Origin of the sequence: Janthinobacterium sp. 344, assembly GCF_900112025.1 — a bacterium.
In the GTDB taxonomy this organism is placed as follows: Bacteria; Pseudomonadota; Gammaproteobacteria; order Burkholderiales; family Burkholderiaceae_D; genus Janthinobacterium.
Map to the genome: position 1 here is coordinate 178,119 of NZ_FOKL01000002.1, position 14,654 is coordinate 192,772.

Below are 14,654 nucleotides of genomic sequence, written 5' to 3' on the forward strand. Positions count from 1 at the left end.
GCCGGCGTGGGCCGGTGGCACCCGTCGCAGCGCAGCGGCGGCGCCACGCAGTCGACAAGCCGGCCAGGGATGCCGCATGCGCGCGCGGCCAGGCATGGGCGTCACCCGGCCGCCAGCGGGCTTACTTCAGCGCGGGAATCGCCTGTGGCTGGAAGGCCGGACGCGGCTGCTCCTTGAGCTTTTTCGCCAGCATGTCCAGCGCCACCTCCAGCTGGCGGTCGGCGCCATTGAAGGTGGCGTGCGGCGGATTCTCCACCTCGACGTCCGGCACCACGCCCACGCCTTCGATCAGCCACTGGCCGTCGATGCCGAACTGGCCGTTCTCCGCCACGCGCGCCATGCCGTTGTCGGCCAGCCGCGTATTGTCGCTGAGCCAGACGCCGGCGCCGGCCGTGCGCTTGCCCACCAGCGGCGCCAGTTTCAATGCCTTGATGCCGGCGGCGAAGGTCTCGCCATCCGAATACGTGAGCTCGTCGACCAGCACCACCAGGTGGCCGCGGAAGGTGTTCTGCATGTTCGACGAGGGCTGCACGCCTGGCGGTGCCCAGAAGGCCCAGGCCTTGCGCAGCAGCTTTTCGATGATCCAGCTGTCGATATTGCCGCCGTTATTGCGCCGCACGTCGATGATCAGGCCTTCGCGGTTGATATTGGCGTAGAAGTCGCGCGCGAACGAGGCGATGTCGTTGGGGCCCATGGCGCGCAGGTGCAGGTAGCCGATGCGTCCCTGCGAGGCGGCCGCCACCTGCTCGGCGCGGCTCAGTTCCCAGTCGCCATAGCGCAGCGCCGTCTGTTTCACCATGTTGACGGGCTTGACGATGACGGCGCGCGGCGCGCCATTGCCCCGTTTGACCTGCAGCAGCACCTGCTTGTCCGCCTGGTTCAGCAGCAGGTCGCTGATGTCGCGCGCGGCCAATACGTCCTTGCCATTGACGGCCGTGATCACGTCGCCTTCGCGCACGTCGACCTCGGGGCGCGACAGCGGCGCGCGCGCCGACGGCAGCTCCGCCTCGCTGCGGTAGATATGTTCAACCTGGTAGCCGCCTGCCGTGCGCGCCAGGACGGCGCCCAGGCCGGCCGGCGTGCCTTCCTGCTCCGTGCGGCGCAATTCGCCGGGCCGGATCTGCGAATGCAAGGCGCCCACTTCGGCCACCATCATGCCGAGTAAATCATTGAGTTCGGCGCGGTCCGTGACGCGCTCGACCAGCGGCGCATACTTGTCGCGCGCGGCCTTCCAGTCCACGCCGCGCATCTTCGCGTCATACAGGAAGTCGCGGTGCAAGCGCCAGGCGTCGTTGAACATCTGCTTCCATTCCAGGCGCGGGTTCGAGACGAACGTCCAGTCGTCGATTTTTACTTTCGCCTTCGACAGGTCGGCCGGCAGCTTGGCGCCCGCCTCGATGACCAGCATCTCGCCCGGGCCGTTTTCGGCCGACGTGCGGTAGTACAAATGCTTTTTATCCTGGGCCAGGTCGAATTCGCGCACGTTTGCCACCAGCAGTTCCGGCTTCGAGCCGGTATTGCCGATCGCCAAGGTCTTCAGGCTGAACTTGCGCTCGCTGCCTTCGCGCTCGAGAAAATACAGGCGCTTGTCATCGACGGCCAGCGCATCGTAGTTGCCCGCTGGCAGTGGCACTTCGTACAGGCGCTCGGCCAGGCCCTTGAGGACGACGTCCGGCAAGCTGGCGGGCGCCTTTTTCACGGCCGCCTTGCCGCCGGCCTTTTCCAGTGCCTTTTCCGCCGCCAGTTCGGCCGCCTTTTCATCATCCGTCTCGGCCGGCTTGACGCCGGGGCGGCTCAGCTCATCGTCGGGCTGGAACGGGAAGCGGTTGCCCGGCTGCAGCGCCAGCGCATACACGCCGATGCGCTTGTCGAATACGGGACCCATGTTGCGGTCGCCCCAGGGCGAACCGTTGGCCAGCTGAAAATTGCGCGCCGACATGAAATACAGCCATTTCCCATCTGGGGAAAACACGGGCGAAGCGGAGGTGTAACGGTCGCTGGTGACGAATTGCAGCTGTTTCGAGGCGAGGTTGTAGACGCCGATCTGCTCGCGCTGCTCGTTGCTGGCCACCCGCACGATGGCCAGGTTGCGGCTGTCGGGCGACCATTGCACTTCGTCGTGCTTGTCCACGCCCGCCTTGCCCGCGTCGTCGATCAGCTGGTTGCCTTTGTTCGCCAGGTCCAGCAGCCAGAAGCGGCCCTTCTTGTCCGTGTGCGCCAGCCAGCGGCCATCCGGCGACGGGTACAGTTTCCAGCGGTGGTTATTGCCCTGCGTCGTCAGCTGCTCGCCCTTGCCCGAGCCATCGGCCGCGTACTTCCAGATTTCGTTCTCGCCGCTCGTGTCGACGATGGCGAAGACGGATTTCTCGTCGCTGGAAAAGACGGCGTCGCGCGCCCGCGCGCCTTCCGGTATGGCGATGTCGACGCGGCGCAGGCTGCCCGTGCCGGCGATGCTGACACGGCCCCTGGCGGTGAGGATGATGCGCTCGTCCTTGCCGGACAGCTGCACGTTGGAGAGCGTATCGAGCGGCGAGCGGATCTGGCGCGCGCGCTGCTGGTCGAAGTCGGACACCAGGCTGATGGCCAGCGGCGGCGAGACGGAAGCCGATGCCGCTGGCGCGGCCAGGTCCAGCACGTGCAAGTCCGCGCCCAGCTGGTAGACGATCTTGCCGTCGCCCAGGGACGCATTGCGCACGTCCCACTGCGTGTGGGCCGTCAATGCGCGGCGGTCGGAACCATCGGGCAGCATGCTCCACAGATTGTCGCTGCCGCCCGCGTCGCTGATGTAGTAGACGCGGCCCTGCCACCACATGGGGCGCTTGTTGTTGCCGGCCAACACCGCCGCATCCTGATGCATGGGCACGGCTTCCGTCTTGCCGCCCAGCGCATAGCGCCACAGCGTCGCATGCGCGCCGCCACGGTAGTTGCGCACATTGTCATTCGTCATGGCCAGGCCGAAGCGCGTGAAATACAAGGTCGTGCCGGCATCGTCGAGCACGGCGTCATTCGCATCGGCCACGGGAAACACGCGGCGCGTCTGTTTCACGGGATCGATGGCGGCGACGATGCGGCGCGAGGCGGGACCGTCCGTATTCTGCGTGCTGACCAGCACTTCGCCCTGCGCCGTCCAGCCCAGCACCAGCACGCCGCCATTGTCGTACGAGATGCGGCGCGGCAAGCCGCCCGCCAGCGGCATCACATACGCTTCCTGCGCGCCCTCGTATGAGGCGGAAAACGCCAGCCACTGCCCGTCGCGCGAAATCGCCGCGTTCGTTTCATAGCCGGGATGCGTGGTCAGGCGCTGCGCCGCGCCACCGCGTAGATTGCTTTTCCACAGATCGCCTTCGGCCGTAAAGACAACGGTATCGCCGCGCACGGCGGGAAAGCGGAAATAGCTGCCGGCGGGCGCGGCAGCGGCGGCCGCAGCGTTAGCCAGCATTCCGGAGGACAACAGCAGCAAGGCGAGAGTTCGGGAAATTTTCATGTGGGCATCCAGATAGCGGTCAGGTGGCATGGACATCATGTCGATACCGGACAGCAATTCTGGCATAACCGCGACCAAAGAAAACCTTCTTTATTGCCCACAAAAACGTAAAAAAACCCGCGCCACTTGCGTGGGCGGGTTTTTTGACAAGAGCAGAAATGCGCTGAACGCCGAACAAAACCGTAGCGAGCGGCAGCGAGTTGCGGCCGAGAAGCGGAACTGTGCAAAGCACGGGGCCGCCGAGGCAGTGAGCATCGGAGGCCGCAAATCGCGGCGCGCAGTAGGTTTGGTTCGGTGTTTTATTCCACTTCCACCGTTTCCGGTGCTGCCGTCGGCGCCGCGTCTGGCGGTTCCGGGAATTCCAGCAAGACCTGGTCCTTGTCGTCGAGGTCGACCGTGACCTTGCCGCCCGTGACCAGGCGGCCGAACAGCAGCTCGTCGGCCAGCGCCTTGCGGATCATGTCCTGGATCAAACGTGCCATCGGACGGGCGCCCATCAGCGGATCGAAGCCCTTCTTGCCGAGGAAGGTGCGCAGCTTTTCCGTGAAGACGGCTTCGACCTTTTTCTCGTGCAACTGCTCTTCCAGCTGCATCAGGAACTTGTCGACCACGCGCAGGATGATTTCCTGGTCCAGCGCGCGGAAGCTGATGGTCGCGTCGATACGGTTGCGGAACTCCGGCGTGAACATGCGCTTGATGTCGGCCATCTCGTCGCCTGCCTGCTTCGAGTTGGTGAAGCCGATCGACGTCTTTTGCAGGCTTTCCGCGCCCGCATTCGTCGTCATGATGATGATCACGTTGCGGAAATCGGCTTTGCGGCCGTTGTTGTCTGTCAAGGTACCGTGGTCCATCACTTGCAGCAGGATATTGAAAATGTCCGGATGGGCTTTTTCAATTTCATCGAGCAGCAAGACCGCATGCGGCTTCTTGGTGATCGCTTCCGTCAGCAAGCCGCCCTGGTCGAAACCGACATAGCCCGGCGGCGCGCCGATCAAACGGCTGACGGCGTGGCGTTCCATGTATTCGGACATGTCGAAACGGATCAGCTCGATGCCGAGGATGAAGGCCAATTGCTTGGCCACCTCGGTCTTGCCCACGCCCGTCGGACCGGAGAACAGGAAGGAGCCGATCGGCTTGTCCGTCTTGCCCAGGCCGGCACGCGCCATCTTGATGGCCGAGGCCAGCGCGTCGATGGCCGGATCTTGCCCGAACACCACGTTGCGCAAGTCGCGGTCGATCGTCTGCAGCTTGCTGCGGTCGTCCTGGTTGACCGTTTGCGGCGGGATGCGCGCGATCTTGGCGATGATGTCCTCGATCTCGGCCTTGCCGATGGTTTTCTTTTGCTTCGACTTCGGCAGGATGCGCTGCGCCGCGCCCGCTTCATCGATGACGTCGATCGCCTTGTCGGGCAGGTGGCGGTCGTTGATGAAGCGCGCCGCCAGTTCGGCCGCCGTCGACAGGGCCGATGCCGAGTATTTCACGCCATGGTGCTCTTCGAAGCGCGACTTGAGGCCGCGCAAGATCTGCACGGTTTGCTCGACGGTCGGCTCGTTGACGTCCACTTTCTGGAAACGGCGGGAGAGCGCATGGTCCTTCTCGAACACGCCGCGGAATTCCGTGTACGTGGTCGCGCCGATGCATTTCAGTTGACCATTCGCCAGCGCCGGTTTCAGCAGGTTGGACGCGTCCAGCGTGCCGCCCGAGGCCGAGCCCGCACCGATGATGGTGTGGATCTCGTCGATGAACAGGATGCCGTTCGGATTGTCCTTCAACTGCTTGAGCACGGCTTTCAGGCGCTGTTCGAAGTCACCGCGGTATTTGGTACCGGCCAGCAAGGCGCCCATGTCCAGCGAATACACGACGGCATTCTGCAGGATTTCCGGCACATCGCTTTGCGTGATGCGGTACGCCAGGCCTTCGGCGATGGCCGTCTTGCCCACGCCCGCCTCGCCGACCAGCAGCGGATTGTTCTTGCGGCGACGGCACAGGATCTGGATCACGCGGTCGACTTCGTCCTCGCGTCCGATCAGCGGGTCGATCTTGCCTTCGGCGGCGGCCTTGTTCAGGTTTTGCGTGAACTGGTCGAGCGGGCTTTCCTTCGGCTGGCCATCGACCGGCGCTTCCTCGACGCCTTCCGAGGCTTTCGCGCTTTCCGTCGACTGGTCCTTGCGCACGCCGTGCGAAATGAAATTGACCACATCCAGACGCGTCACGCCCTGCTGGTGCAGGTAGTAAACCGCATGCGAATCCTTTTCGCCGAAGATGGCCACCAGCACATTGGCGCCGGTGACTTCCTTCTTGCCATTCGAGGCGGACTGGACATGCATGATGGCGCGCTGAATCACGCGCTGGAAACCAAGCGTCGGCTGGGTGTCGACTTCGCCCGTGCCAGGCACGGTCGGCGTGTTATCGCCGATGAAATTGGTGAGGGTCTTGCGCAGGTCTTCAATATTGACCGCGCAGGCACGCAATACCTCAGCTGCGGAGGGATTGTCCAGCAGTGCCAGCAATAAATGCTCAACCGTGATGAATTCGTGCCGTGCCTGCCGAGCTTCGACAAACGCCATGTGCAAACTTACTTCTAATTCCTGCGCAATCATACTTCCTCCATCACGCACTGCAGGGGATGCCCCGCCTTGCGCGCATGCGTTAAAACGAACTCCACTTTGGTACACGCTATATCTTTAGAGAACACGCCGCACACTCCTTTGCCGTAGCGATGAACACTGAGCATGATTTGCGTCGCCGTTTCACGGTCCTTGTTGAAATACTCCTGAATGATCGCCACCACAAATTCCATCGGGGTGTAGTCGTCATTGAGCAAGGCTACCTGATAGAGTGGTGGCGGCTTCAGCACCTGCCGCTCCAGCAGGGTTTCTGTGTCGTGCTTGGTTGCCATACGCTTATTCTAATGCTTTCACAGTGGTTGTCATGCGCAATATCTACGCCTTTCCAATTGTTTTCAATCTTACGCGTTTTCTTAATACTGCGCAGATGGCGACCTTGCCGTCAAAATCAAGAGTTGCTTTTTTGGTCGTTGTGAAGAATTTGGCAATATCGATGGAAAAGCGCTTGACTTCATTATTTATTCCGCCAACAATGCTGTATCGACTGTTGCAGTAATGTACAGCTTGATAAGAAGTGAGACGTCGAGGAGGGGGCAAGAAGCTTCTTGCTTTTATGGCTCGTGTGATTTGTTTTAATTTTGAAAGTTCTTTTTATGGCAACAGGTACAGTTAAGTGGTTCAATGATTCCAAAGGTTTTGGCTTCATCACTCCAGATGACGGCGGCGAAGATTTGTTTGCTCACTTCTCCGCAATCAACATGAACGGTTTCAAGACCCTCAAAGAAGGTCAAAAAGTTCAATTCGAAGTCACGCAAGGCCCTAAAGGCAAGCAAGCTTCCAACATCCAAGCAGCCTAAGCATCGCCGGCCCTCAGATGTGAAAAACCCCGTTGTCAAACGGGGTTTTTTTTCGTCCACAGGGCGCGACGCCCTGTGGCGCTGTTATCACATGTGTTCGATCATCACCTCGCCGAAGCCCGAGCACGAAACCTGCGTGGCGCCTTCCATCAGGCGGGCAAAGTCGTAGGTGACGCGCTTCGAGGCGATGGATTTCTGCATCGCGGCAATCACCAGGTCGGCCGCTTCCAGCCAGCCCATGTGACGCAGCATCATTTCCGCCGACAGGATCAGCGAACCGGGGTTGACGTAATCCTTGCCCGCGTATTTCGGCGCCGTGCCGTGCGTCGCCTCGAACATGGCCACGGAATCGGACAGGTTGGCACCCGGCGCGATGCCGATGCCGCCCACCTGCGCCGCCAGCGCGTCGGAAATATAGTCGCCGTTCAGATTCAGGGTGGCGATGACGCTGTATTCGGCCGGGCGCAGCAGGATCTGTTGCAGGAAAGCGTCAGCAATCGAGTCCTTGATGAGGATATCGCGGCCCGTCTTCGGATTCTTTAACTTGCACCAGGGGCCGCCATCGATCAGCTCGGCGCCGAATTCCTTTTGCGCCAGCGCATATGCCCAGTCGCGGAAGCCGCCTTCCGTGTACTTCATGATGTTACCTTTGTGTACGATCGTCACGGACGGCTTGTCATTGTCGATCGCATACTGGATGGCCTTGCGCACCAGGCGCTCGGTGCCTTCGATGGACACGGGCTTGATGCCGATGCCGGAGGTGTTCGGGAAGCGGATCTTCGACACGCCCATTTCCTTGACGAGGAAATCGATGAGCTTTTTCGCCCCGTCGGAACCCTGCTGGTACTCGATGCCCGCATAGATGTCTTCCGAGTTTTCGCGGAAAATCACCATGTCCGTTTTTTCCGGCTCCTTCACCGGCGACGGCACGCCCGTGAAATAGCGCACGGGGCGCAGGCAGACATACAGGTCCAGCTGCTGGCGCAGGGCCACGTTGAGCGAACGGATGCCGCCGCCCACGGGCGTGGTCAGCGGCCCCTTGATGGAGACCACGTAGTCTTTCAGCACATCCAGCGTTTCTTCCGGCAGCCACACGTCGGGACCGTACACTGTGGTCGATTTTTCACCCGCATAGATTTCCATCCAGCTGATCTTGCGCGCGCCGCCATAGGCCCTGGCCACGGCGGCGTCGATCACCTTGATCATCACCGGACTGATATCGATGCCCGTGCCATCGCCTTCGATGAAGGGAATGACCGGATTATCTGGTACATTCAGCGAAAAGTCGGCGTTGACGGTGATTTTTTGGCCGTCAGCAGGTACAGTGATATGTTGATACATCGTGATCTCCGAAGTGGGACACACCGCAGGCAGGCGACACAGGCCGGCGGCGCGCTCTGCGGTTGCAGAGTTTACAAAAACAAGTGCGGACATGGCGGCAACAACGCACTTTAGCAGGGAAAGAACACCCAGGCCAGGTGCATCGCCATGCCGGCCGCAGCACCAAAAAACCTGATCGCCACGTCGCCATGGTCTTCTATAAGATATAAGACAGGCATTTCATATTATGCACCAGTATCCTACAGGGCGCCACGCTTTTGCGGCGCCTCCCAGCCGCCACCATTCCCGTATCCCTCTTATTACCTTGACAGTTCATCCGCATGCCACTCATCCTCTTTAACAAACCCTTCCAGGTCCTGTGCCAGTTTTCGCCGCAGGAAGGCCGCGCCACCCTGGCCGACCACCTGACCATTCCCGGCATCTACCCGGCCGGCCGGCTCGATGCCGACAGCGAAGGCCTGCTGCTGCTGACGGACGACGGCCGCCTGCAGCACGAGATCAGCCACCCCGACCGCAAGGAGGCGAAAACCTACCTGGTGCAAGTCGATGGCGTGCCCGATGCGGCCAGCCTGGCGCGCCTGCAGGCGCCACTGGACCTGGGCGACTTCATCACCAAGCCGTGCCAGGCCGTGCGCATCGCCGAACCGGACTGGCTGTGGCCCCGCCATCCGCCCATCCGCGCGCGCGCCGACAAGCCCACGTCGTGGCTGGCGATCACCTTGAAGGAAGGGAAAAACCGGCAAGTGCGGCGCATGACGGCGGCCGTCGGCCTGCCCACCCTGCGCCTGGTGCGCAGCGCCATCGGCCCATTTTCGCTGGCCAGCCACCCCTTGCTGCCCGGCGAATGGTGCGAAGTGCCAGCCGACGGCATCGGCAAGGCGTAAGGGCGGCACGCAAACCGGAAAGACGGCCATTCCTGCTAAATTTTGCCATTAAGCATTATTTATTTTTAGATAATGCATTAAAATCATCGCACCTTAACTTGATAAAAAGGAACGATGATGACAAAAGCAATCCTGGCCCTGGCAGCAACCCTGCTGGCTGGCGCCGCGTTCGCGCAATCGGGCGCGCAAGTGCATGCTTCGGCAGCGACGGACGCCAGCAAACCGCCGCCGGCATCGGCTGCCAGCCACGCATCGGCAGCCACTGACGCCAGCAAGCCGGCGCCACCCGCCTCGGCCAACGGCGCGGCCTCCGCCGCGACGGATGCCGCTCGCTCGGCCGCATCAAGCAAGGCCTCCGCCGCCACCGATGCACCGCAGCGCCTGATGCCCCAGGCGCGCAAGGCGAAGCAGTCTGCCGCCGAGCCAGCCAAGCCGGCAAAGTAAGCTAGCCCGGCAAACACGCCCCATTGCGCGGTGACGGCGGCGCGCTTGTTGCTGTCACCCCACGCTTTTCCTGCCGCCAGGCAGCAGGCTTGACCTGGCGCGCACCAGCATGGCTTAATCGCCGCTTCGATTGCCATCGCCCCGCCCCATGAAAAATCTCCTCAGCAATCTCGGTATGTCCATCGCCGTGCTGGCCTGCACCGGCATGAACCAGGCTCAAGCGCAGGCGCAACCGGGCAAGAGCCTGCAATTGTCAGCCGGCATGCATCTGATCCAGGCGGAAGTGGCCGCCACGGAAGAGCAGCGCGAGCAAGGTTTGATGTACCGCGAAAAAATGCCGGTGAATGCGGGCATGCTGTTTGTTTTCGGCATGCCGGCCACGCAGTGCATGTGGATGAAGAACACGCCGCTGCCCCTGTCCGTGGCGTTCATCGATGCCGGCGGCACAATCGTCAATATCGAGGACATGCAGCCGCACACGCTCGACAGCCACTGCTCGACCAGAACCGTGCCCGTGCGCTATGCGCTGGAAATGCACCTGGGCTGGTTCAAGCAGCGCAATATCAGGCCGGGCATGAATATCGGCAATTTGCCGGCGCCACGCTAGGAAAGCATGTCACATGGCCGCGCATGCGGCCCCACAAACCACGCGCGCACGCGAAAAAACCCGCCAGATTGCATCTGCGGGTTTTTGCTTTTCAACCAGTGCCAGCGTACCGGCACAGGCAAGGCCGCCTTGGCGGCTTGCCTGCTGGCGAATATTAAGCGGACAGTGCTTTCAAAGCAGCTGCCAGACGGCTCTTATGGCGAGCTGCCTTGTTTTTGTGAATGATCTTCTTGTCAGCGATACGGTCGATGGTCGACACGGATGCTTGGAAGATTGCAGCAGCAGCTGCCTTGTCGCCGCCCTGGATCGCTTTGCGAGCAGCTTTGATAGCCGTGCGCAAGGTCGAACGTTGGGACGAATTGTGTGCGTTTTGCTTAACTGCTTGACGAGCGCGTTTGCGCGCTTGTGCGGTATTTGCCATGGAATTTCCTAAAACAGGGTCAAAGTGCGTTTGCAAACATTAGTGTTTGCCAACCGGTGCGTTCTGTGCGTCTGCCGAACCATGTGTGCCAAACCAGTGCCTGTCAAACATTAGTGTCTGCGTAACAGAATTCTGTACAGCCTTCGATTATAGCGATATTTTCAAGCGGGGGCAAATCAAAAAACCGTGTGTGACGCCAAAAACACCTGAAAATGGGGCCGGCAGGGGCGGATCGGCAGCAATTGTTACCATATTTTAAGCGTTTACCGGTACCGCGCCCGGCTATAATCTGCCCCCATGAACTTGCTTAAAACCCTCGCCGCCATTTCCAGCATGACCATGCTGTCCCGTGTAACCGGTTTATTGCGTGAAAGCCTGTTCGCCCGCGCTTTCGGCGCCGGCGCCTACACGGACGCCTTCATCGTTGCCTTCCGCATCCCCAACCTGTTGCGCCGCTTGTTTGCCGAGGGCGCGTTTTCGCAAGCGTTCGTGCCGATCTTGTCTGAATACAAGAACCAGCATGGCCAGGAAGCGAGCAAACAATTGGCCGACCATGTGGCCACCACGCTCGTCTGGGCCACCCTGCTCGTCTCGGCCATCGGCATCGTCGGTGCGCCGTGGTTCGTCTACGTGATCGCCACGGGCCTGTCCAAGGACCCGGGCGCCTTCGACGCGGCCGTGTGGATGACGCGCCTGATGTTCCCTTATATTAGCTGCATGTCGTTCGTGGCCCTGGCCGGCGGCATTTTGAATACCTGGCGCGAATTCAAGATTCCCGCGTTCACGCCCGTGCTGCTGAATTTGTCCTTCATCGCCGCCTCGCTGTTCCTCGCGCCATACCTGAAACAGCCGATCTACGCCATGGCCATCGCCGTGTTCGCCGGCGGCCTGCTGCAGGTGGCCATCCAGATTCCCGCGCTGATCAAGATCGGCATGCTGCCGCGCCTGTCGATCAATCCCGCCATCGGCCTGTCCGACGGCGGCGTGCGCCGCGTGCTGAAAAAGATGGGACCGGCCGTGTTCGCCGTCTCGGCAGCGCAGATCAGCCTGATGATCAACACCAGCATCGCCTCGCGCCTGGCCGAGGGCAGCATTTCCTGGCTGTCGTATGCGGACCGCCTGATGGAATTCCCCACCGCCATGCTGGGCGTGGCCCTGGGCACCATCTTGCTGCCCAGCCTGTCAAAGGCGAACGTGGATGGCGACAAGACGGAATACTCGGCCCTGCTGGACTGGGGCTTGCGCCTGACCTTCCTGCTGGCCCTGCCCGCCGCCGTCGGCATGGCGACCCTGGCCACGCCGCTGATCGCCACCCTCTTCCACTACGGCAAGTTCACGGCCGAATCCGTGACCATGTCGACGCAGCCGCTGGTGGCCTACAGCCTGGGTCTGATCGGCATCATCCTCGTGAAAACCCTGGCACCCGCCTTCTATGCGCGCCAGGACATCCGCACGCCCGTGAAAATCGCCATCGGCGTGCTGATCGCCACACAGCTGATGAATCTGCTGTTCGTGCCCTACATCGCCGTGGCCGGCCTGGCCCTGTCGATCGGCCTGGGCGCCTGCCTGAACGCCACGTTTCTCTACTGGGGCTTGCGCAAGCGCGGCATCTACCAGCCGAAACCGGGCTGGGCCCTATTCTTCCTGCGCCTGCTGCCGGCACTCGTCGTCATGGGCGGCGTGGCGTATGTGGGCGCCATGCGCATCGACTGGATCGCCATGCAAGCCCATCCGCTGCTGCGGGCCGGCGCCCTGGCCCTGGTGGTGGCCGTGTGCGGCGTGGCGTACTTTGCCACCCTGTTCCTGGTTGGCTTCCGCTTCCGCGACTTCAAGCGCCACGCATGACAAGCTGCGCAGGGCGTTGTTGCCTGCGTCTCGCCGTACTGGCGTACTGTCTTCGACTTGGCGCCTAGCCCTGCGCAGCATGTCCATGGCGCCGGCGATGACGCTTGCGTCTCGCCGTACTGGCGTACTGTCTTCGACTTGGCGCCTAGCCCTGCGCAGCTTGTCCATGGCGCCGGCGATGACGCTTGCGTCTCGCCTCTCGCAGCCTGTCCATGGCGCCAGCGATGACGCTTGCGCCTCGCCGTGCTGGCGTACTGTCTTCGACTTGCCGCCCAGCCCTGCGCAGCTTGCCCATGGCGCCGGCGATGACGCTTGCGTGTCGCCTCTCGCAGCCTGTCCATGCCGCACTCACCAAAGACGAAAAAAAACCCGCCGAAGCGGGTTTTTTTCGTTGCGGAGAAAGCTTAAGCAGCTTTCTTGGCGCGGCGGCGGGCGACAGCGCCCACCAGTGCCAGGCCACCGAGCAGCATGCCATAGGTTTCTGGCTCTGGCACTGGCAGTGCCGAGACGGAACCCAGGTAGGCGGCGTTTTTCAGACCGGTCAGGCCCGTGACGTGCACGGTGTACGAACCGGCGGCCAGCTGACCATCCCAGCTCAGGCTCTGGATGCCAGCCGAGCTGGTGTTGGTCAGGTTGCCATAACCGAGCAAGGTTGCCGAAAAGTCCTTGATCGCGCCTTCGACGACGGAGAACGTTTGCAGTGCGCCAAACGAGGCCGACGATGGGGTGATCAGCTTGAAGGTCCAGAAGTCATCGACCGTGGCGTTCGCGGCAAACTTCGTGGTGATCGCCGACAGGGTATCGGAACCGGTTGGATCCAGGATGCCCAGGTCGTAGGTTGCCGCGGACGCGCTGAACGATGCTGCTGCCAGAATGCCTGCAGCGATAAATTTCAATTTCATAGTTTATCCCTCAAAAAGTAATTTATGGCTGCAATGCGCAGGCCACCAATAGTTTTAGTACCGGAAGTACTGATGAGGATGGTAGCATAAATGCATCAAATTACTTATAAATATTTTATCGAAGTTTCACCTGAGATAAGTATTTTCAAGGCGAAATATTTGCCTATATCTATGACTTTCCCATCGAAAATAGTTACCTGGGCATTGATCTGCCGTTTGCCTGTTTTTAAGGCAAAACAGCAGGATCGGTGGGGTTTTCGGCAGGACTTGGAGGTTCAGGCGGCTCAACAGGCTCCGGCGACGGTTCTTCTTGCGGTGGAGCAACAGGCCTGGAAAACAACGATGGCACAGGTAAACCAGGCGCGTCGGCTGGCGGTTCCCCCGCCGGCACGCTTGCCGCCGCCGCGGCCTGCGCCACTTGCGCCTGCGCATCGAGCATGAAGTGCCACTCCGAAAAATGCGTCTTGCCTTCCAGGCCAGCGAAGCGCGCCTCGAAATTGCCCACCTTTAATGGCGCCGCCTTCGACAAGCTGTGCACGCCTATGATGCCATTGCTGCCGGGCTGATACAGCAGGCCCCACTCGGCGCGCCCCGTGATGGGGTCGGCAAACAGCTTGCGCAGATGCCGGCGCACCTGGGGGTAACGGGGATCGCGCAGCAAGGCGGCCAGATTCGGCGGCTGCTGCGGCTGGCCCGCCGGCGTGGCGGCCGCATAACTGTAGAGGGCGTCGGAAAATTGCGCGCCGATGTCGAGCAACTCCTGTTCCGCCGCCTGGCGCTGCAGCAGGGAACCCATCTTCAGGCCAGCCGCGCCCACCAGGCCCAGGATGGCCACCAGGATGATCAGCCCCAGATAAGTAAAGCCGCGCTGGCGCTGACGCGGCATGGCTGGCGGACGGCGCATGTCGCTACCAGTCGGCGAACGGCGTGCCGCTGCGGTCCTTGCCCGGCGCGCCACTTTTGACGTCGTATACCTGTCCCGGCGTATCGTCGGGCGGCGGCACGATGACCCAGCTGGCATCGCTGTCCGTGATGGGGTCGATCGGCATGGCGCGCAGGTATTTCTTGTCCACCAATTGCTCCAGCGACTCGGGATAGCGCCCCGTATCGCCGTGGTACTGGTCGATCGTCATGCGCAGATTGCGCAAGTTATCCATCAGCACAGTTTCCTTGGCCTTGTCGAGACTGGGGAAATAGCGGGGCACGGCCAGGGTCAGCAGCAACGCCACGATGCCCAGCACCACCAGCAGTTCGATCAGGGTAAAGCCGCGCACGCGGGCGCTGCGGTCATGGGCAGGCATG

General features: G+C 61.5%; 13 protein-coding genes. 5 read left to right on the plus strand and 8 right to left on the minus strand.

The features are described from left to right. Positions 1–121: 121 nt before the first annotated feature. The 3 genes from BM193_RS07035 to clpS form a co-directional block, all read right to left on the minus strand. On the minus strand, positions 122–3,484 hold the full coding sequence (locus BM193_RS07035; protein ID WP_175533184.1) for a S41 family peptidase: 3,363 nt from the start codon (positions 3,482–3,484) through the stop codon (positions 122–124). A gap of 299 nt (positions 3,485–3,783) precedes the next feature. After that, a complete protein-coding gene (gene clpA, locus BM193_RS07040) occupies positions 3,784–6,084 on the minus strand; it encodes an ATP-dependent Clp protease ATP-binding subunit ClpA (RefSeq protein WP_092798507.1) in 2,301 nt (766 codons plus the stop codon). Then, entirely contained in the window at positions 6,081–6,383 is a 303-nt protein-coding gene (clpS, locus tag BM193_RS07045) for an ATP-dependent Clp protease adapter ClpS (RefSeq protein WP_034751577.1), read from the minus strand. Before clpS ends, clpA begins: the two co-directional genes overlap by 4 nt. A 321-nt stretch (positions 6,384–6,704) precedes the next feature. On the opposite strand from clpS, the gene BM193_RS07050 reads away from it, so the two are divergent. Continuing rightward, complete coding sequence (locus tag BM193_RS07050) at positions 6,705–6,908, plus strand: transcription antiterminator/RNA stability regulator CspE (protein ID WP_010395943.1); 204 nt, start codon at positions 6,705–6,707, stop codon at positions 6,906–6,908. A gap of 87 nt (positions 6,909–6,995) precedes the next feature. On the opposite strand, the gene icd is transcribed toward BM193_RS07050, so the two are convergent. Further along, complete coding sequence (gene icd, locus BM193_RS07055) at positions 6,996–8,249, minus strand: NADP-dependent isocitrate dehydrogenase (RefSeq protein WP_092798506.1); 1,254 nt, start codon at positions 8,247–8,249, stop codon at positions 6,996–6,998. A gap of 320 nt (positions 8,250–8,569) precedes the next feature. Here icd and BM193_RS07060 point away from each other — a divergent pair, with 320 nt between their 5' ends. From BM193_RS07060 to BM193_RS07070, 3 genes are all read left to right on the plus strand, one after another. Then, the gene (locus BM193_RS07060; RefSeq protein ID WP_092798505.1) at positions 8,570–9,133 is read left to right on the plus strand and encodes a pseudouridine synthase; all 564 of its coding nucleotides are present in this window, start codon (positions 8,570–8,572) and stop codon (positions 9,131–9,133) included. A gap of 117 nt (positions 9,134–9,250) precedes the next feature. Then, positions 9,251–9,577: a hypothetical protein gene (locus BM193_RS07065; RefSeq protein WP_092798504.1), complete on the plus strand. Its 327-nt coding sequence runs from the start codon at positions 9,251–9,253 to the stop codon at positions 9,575–9,577. Between the two features lie 148 nt (positions 9,578–9,725). Further along, a complete protein-coding gene (locus BM193_RS07070) occupies positions 9,726–10,184 on the plus strand; it encodes a DUF192 domain-containing protein (RefSeq protein ID WP_092798503.1) in 459 nt (152 codons plus the stop codon). A gap of 154 nt (positions 10,185–10,338) precedes the next feature. Here the strand turns inward: BM193_RS07070 and rpsT are convergent, their stop codons facing one another. Continuing rightward, positions 10,339–10,605, minus strand: a complete 267-nt coding sequence (gene rpsT, locus BM193_RS07075) for a 30S ribosomal protein S20 (RefSeq protein ID WP_010395935.1) — start codon at positions 10,603–10,605, stop codon at positions 10,339–10,341. Between the two features lie 297 nt (positions 10,606–10,902). Here rpsT and murJ point away from each other — a divergent pair, with 297 nt between their 5' ends. After that, on the plus strand, positions 10,903–12,450 hold the full coding sequence (gene murJ, locus BM193_RS07080) for a murein biosynthesis integral membrane protein MurJ (protein WP_092798502.1): 1,548 nt from the start codon (positions 10,903–10,905) through the stop codon (positions 12,448–12,450). Positions 12,451–12,854: 404 nt separating this feature from the next. Here the strand turns inward: murJ and BM193_RS07085 are convergent, their stop codons facing one another. From BM193_RS07085 to BM193_RS07095, 3 genes are all read right to left on the minus strand, one after another. Further along, entirely contained in the window at positions 12,855–13,352 is a 498-nt protein-coding gene (locus BM193_RS07085; protein ID WP_092798501.1) for an FxDxF family PEP-CTERM protein, read from the minus strand. A 226-nt stretch (positions 13,353–13,578) separates the two neighbouring features. Further along, on the minus strand, positions 13,579–14,256 hold the full coding sequence (locus BM193_RS07090; protein WP_092798500.1) for a type II secretion system protein: 678 nt from the start codon (positions 14,254–14,256) through the stop codon (positions 13,579–13,581). Positions 14,257–14,260: 4 nt separating this feature from the next. Then, entirely contained in the window at positions 14,261–14,653 is a 393-nt protein-coding gene (locus BM193_RS07095) for a type II secretion system protein (RefSeq protein ID WP_092798499.1), read from the minus strand. Position 14,654 lies beyond the last annotated feature (1 nt).

What these genes read in the sequence shown, in the direction of transcription:
- BM193_RS07035 (WP_175533184.1), bottom strand. Translation starts at nt 3,484, where the DNA reads ATGAAAATTTCCCGAACTCTCGCCTTGCTGCTGTTGTCCTCCGGAATG.
- clpA (WP_092798507.1), bottom strand. Translation starts at nt 6,084, where the DNA reads ATGATTGCGCAGGAATTAGAAGTAAGTTTGCACATGGCGTTTGTCGAA.
- clpS (WP_034751577.1), bottom strand. Translation starts at nt 6,383, where the DNA reads ATGGCAACCAAGCACGACACAGAAACCCTGCTGGAGCGGCAGGTGCTG.
- BM193_RS07050 (WP_010395943.1), top strand. Translation starts at nt 6,705, where the DNA reads ATGGCAACAGGTACAGTTAAGTGGTTCAATGATTCCAAAGGTTTTGGC.
- icd (WP_092798506.1), bottom strand. Translation starts at nt 8,249, where the DNA reads ATGTATCAACATATCACTGTACCTGCTGACGGCCAAAAAATCACCGTC.
- BM193_RS07060 (WP_092798505.1), top strand. Translation starts at nt 8,570, where the DNA reads ATGCCACTCATCCTCTTTAACAAACCCTTCCAGGTCCTGTGCCAGTTT.
- BM193_RS07065 (WP_092798504.1), top strand. Translation starts at nt 9,251, where the DNA reads ATGACAAAAGCAATCCTGGCCCTGGCAGCAACCCTGCTGGCTGGCGCC.
- BM193_RS07070 (WP_092798503.1), top strand. Translation starts at nt 9,726, where the DNA reads ATGAAAAATCTCCTCAGCAATCTCGGTATGTCCATCGCCGTGCTGGCC.
- rpsT (WP_010395935.1), bottom strand. Translation starts at nt 10,605, where the DNA reads ATGGCAAATACCGCACAAGCGCGCAAACGCGCTCGTCAAGCAGTTAAG.
- murJ (WP_092798502.1), top strand. Translation starts at nt 10,903, where the DNA reads ATGAACTTGCTTAAAACCCTCGCCGCCATTTCCAGCATGACCATGCTG.
- BM193_RS07085 (WP_092798501.1), bottom strand. Translation starts at nt 13,352, where the DNA reads ATGAAATTGAAATTTATCGCTGCAGGCATTCTGGCAGCAGCATCGTTC.
- BM193_RS07090 (WP_092798500.1), bottom strand. Translation starts at nt 14,256, where the DNA reads ATGCGCCGTCCGCCAGCCATGCCGCGTCAGCGCCAGCGCGGCTTTACT.
- BM193_RS07095 (WP_092798499.1), bottom strand. Translation starts at nt 14,653, where the DNA reads ATGCCTGCCCATGACCGCAGCGCCCGCGTGCGCGGCTTTACCCTGATC.